General features: G+C 72.5%; 3 protein-coding genes. 2 read left to right on the top strand and 1 reads right to left on the bottom strand.

Features of this window, described 5'->3' with window-relative positions; translation table 11 throughout:
- Positions 1-101: 101 nt before the first annotated feature.
- Positions 102-1,280 (top strand): Mu transposase domain-containing protein, encoded by a 1,179-nt coding sequence (locus BLW04_RS25100; protein WP_175484304.1) that lies wholly within the window; start codon positions 102-104, stop codon positions 1,278-1,280.
- Entirely contained in the window at positions 1,277-2,113 is an 837-nt protein-coding gene (istB, locus tag BLW04_RS25105) for an IS21-like element helper ATPase IstB (RefSeq protein WP_091548334.1), read from the top strand. Before BLW04_RS25100 ends, istB begins: the two co-directional genes overlap by 4 nt.
- Positions 2,114-2,340: 227 nt before the next feature.
- Here the strand turns inward: istB and BLW04_RS25110 are convergent, their stop codons facing one another.
- Positions 2,341-2,898, bottom strand: coding sequence for an IS1634 family transposase (locus BLW04_RS25110; RefSeq protein WP_091548336.1), 558 nt, complete (start codon positions 2,896-2,898; stop codon positions 2,341-2,343).
- Between the last annotated feature and the right edge of the window lie 84 nt (positions 2,899-2,982).

Here is a 2,982-nt window from a genome sequence, read left to right on the forward strand (position 1 = left end):
TCGGAGTACGTCTTCCTTGCCACCGTCTGATCTTCTCGCTTCCTCCAGGCCCGGCCTGGATTCAGCGTGTCCACGATCAGGGGTCAAGTCCCTTCCAGGCGGTGATCGCCGGGGTGGTGATGAAGCTGTGGATGTTCGTGCTGCGCCTGTCCCACTCGGGGAAGGCGGTGCACGTCGCCTACGCCAACACCGCGCAGGAGTCGTTCCTGGACGGGCATCTGCAGGCCTTCGCCCGCCTCGGTGGGGTCCCGACCGGGATGATCCGCTACGACAACCTCAAGCCCGCGGTCATCCGGGTGCTGCTGGGCCGGGACCGGTGGGAGAACGACCGGTTCATCGCGCTGCGCTCACACTTCGGGTTCGACTCGTTCTACTGCCGGCCCGGGATCGAGGGCGCGCATGAGAAGGGCGGCGTCGAAGGGGAGATCGGCCGCTTCCGTCGCCGGCACCTCACCCCGGTGCCGCACGTGGGCTCCCTGGCGGAGCTGAACGTGGCGATGGCCGCCGCCGACGACCGCGACGACGCCCGCCGGATCGCCGCCCGCGCCGAGACCGTCGGTGCCGCCGCGGCCCGGGAGCTCCCGCTGCTTGGGCCGCTGCCGGCCGGCGCGTTCGACCCGGCGCTGCACCTGTCGGCCCGGGTCGATGCCAAGGCCCGGATCTGCGTGCGGCAGTCCTACTACTCGGTGCCCGCCGGTCTGGCCGGGCGCCGGGTCGAGGTTGCCCTCGGGGCCTCCACGATCACCGCCCGAAGCGACGGAAGGGTCGTCGCCGAACACGCCCGCTCGCTGCACAAGGGCACCGAGGACCTGATCTTGGACCACTACCTGGAGATCCTGGCCCGCAAGCCCGGCGCCCTGGCCGGGGCCACCGCGCTGGCCGCGGCCCGCGCCAGCGGGGCGTTCACCCCGGTCCACCAGCAGTTCTGGGACGCCGCCCGCCGCGCCAGCACCCCCGCCGGCACTGACGGCGGCACCAACGGCGGCACCAACGGCGGCACTGCCGGCCGGGACTCCGCGGGCACCCGGGCGCTGGTCGGGGTGCTGCTGCTGCACCGCACTCTGCCGGTTCCCGCGATTATCGCCGGCATGCAGGCAGCGATCGGCATGGCCCAGTTCGACCCCGACGTCGTCGCCGTGGCCGCCCGCTGCCACCTGGAGGGCACCCGACCAGCGGCACCCACGCCCCTGCCGCCGGCTGCGGTGACCGCTCTGGACGCGCGGCCGTTGCCGGTGCTGCACGCCTACGACCAGCTGCTCACCGCCGGGGTGGGCGCATGAGCACCGCCACCCCGGCCCGCCCGGGGCAGCCGGGCACGCACAGCCGACCGGCGGTGACCGCCTTGACCGACCCGGCCGCCGAGGCCGCGATCGGCGCGGCCTGCCGGGTGCTGCACCTGCCCACCGTGCGCGCAGAGGCCGCCCGGATCGCCGACGCCGCGGCCCGGGAACGGCTGACCCACAAGGCGTTCCTCGCCGAGGTGCTCACTGCCGAGTGCGACGACCGGGACTCCCGGCGGCGCACCCGCCGGGTGCTGGAGGCCAAGTTCCCCCGCCCCAAGCGGCTGGAGGACCTCGACCTGGCCACCCTGCCGAACCTTCCCCCGGCGACGCTGGCGAACCTGGCCGGTGGCGCTTGGATCGACGCCGGTGACCCTGTCGTGCTCCTCGGGGACTCTGGCACCGGCAAGACCCACCTGCTCATCGGGCTGGGCACCGCCGCCGCCGAAGCCGGCCGCCGGGTCCGCTACGTCACCACCGCAGCCCTGGTCAACGAACTCGTCGAAGCCGCCGACGACAAGCAGCTGGCCCGCACCGTGGGCCGCTACGCCCGCCTGGACCTGCTCTGCCTCGACGAGCTCGGCTACGTCCACCTGGACCCACGAGGCGCCGAACTGCTGTTCCAGGTGATCACCGCCCGCGAGGAACGGGCCTCCATCGCCTGCGCCTCCAACGCCCCGTTCTCCGAGTGGGGCGCCACCTTCACCGACCCACGCCTGGCCGCCGCCGTCGTCGACCGGCTCACCTTCCGCGCCCACATCATCGCCACCGGCACCGATTCCTACCGGCTCCGAGCCACCCGCCAAGCGAGGGAAGGAGCTGCCACCACCTGACCCCAGCCGGTCACCCAGCGCGACCGGCCGCGCATCCGCACGCCCGTGGGTGGGGCCAAATCAAAGCATCACAGTGGGCTTGGGTTCCGCAGCTGTGAGCGGCCCTGGTGACGCGAATCGCGGGTCTGAGCTGGTGCTATGCCGGTTTCGGTGGTGACGGGGCGCGTCACTAGGCCGATTCGGCCGGCTTGGGCTGTTCCGGCCCGGCGTCGCCGGGGGGCGCGCGGTCAGGCGCTGGCCGGCACCTCGGCTGCCGGACGCGCGGCGGCGGGCTCGGCGGCCGGGACGGGCTGAACTGGCTGCTCGGCGGGGGCGAGGGTGAGGATCTTCTTCGGCGCGACGACGTTCAGTGCGTCGAAGATCGCCTTCGCGGCGCCGGTGAGTGTGCTGGTCTGGGCGAAGCTGCCGGCGGGGCCGGTGAAGGTGCCGACGTGCAGGTCCTGGAGGTCCTCGCGCACCGATCCCCAGGTGGCGCCGGTGGTGTTCTCGATGATCCGGATCAGTAGCAGCGACAGCCAGCACAGCAGCACGTGGGCGCGGATCCGGTGCTCGAGGCGGTGGTAGACCGGCCGCAGTTCCAGGTGAGTCTTCAAGTCCCGCCAGCCGCGCTCGACCTGGATGAGCTGCTTGTAGCCCACCGCGATGTCCTCGGCGCTCATGGCCGGATCGCTGCAGCGCAGCAGGTACTTGCCGTCCAGCTTCGCCTCGGCGGCGACCTTGGCCCGGTCCACCCGCAGCCGGCCCTGGGGTGTGGTGCGTAGGTAGCGGTTCAGGGCGGACATCATCGAGATCTTCCCGACCAGTTCAGCCCGTTTGGTGGCTCTTCGAACTTGAGGGGGAAATGACCCTCAGCAGACGGTGACCCGGCG

Origin of the sequence: Modestobacter sp. DSM 44400 (assembly GCF_900107175.1) — a bacterium.
GTDB lineage: Bacteria > Actinomycetota > Actinomycetes > Mycobacteriales > Geodermatophilaceae > Modestobacter.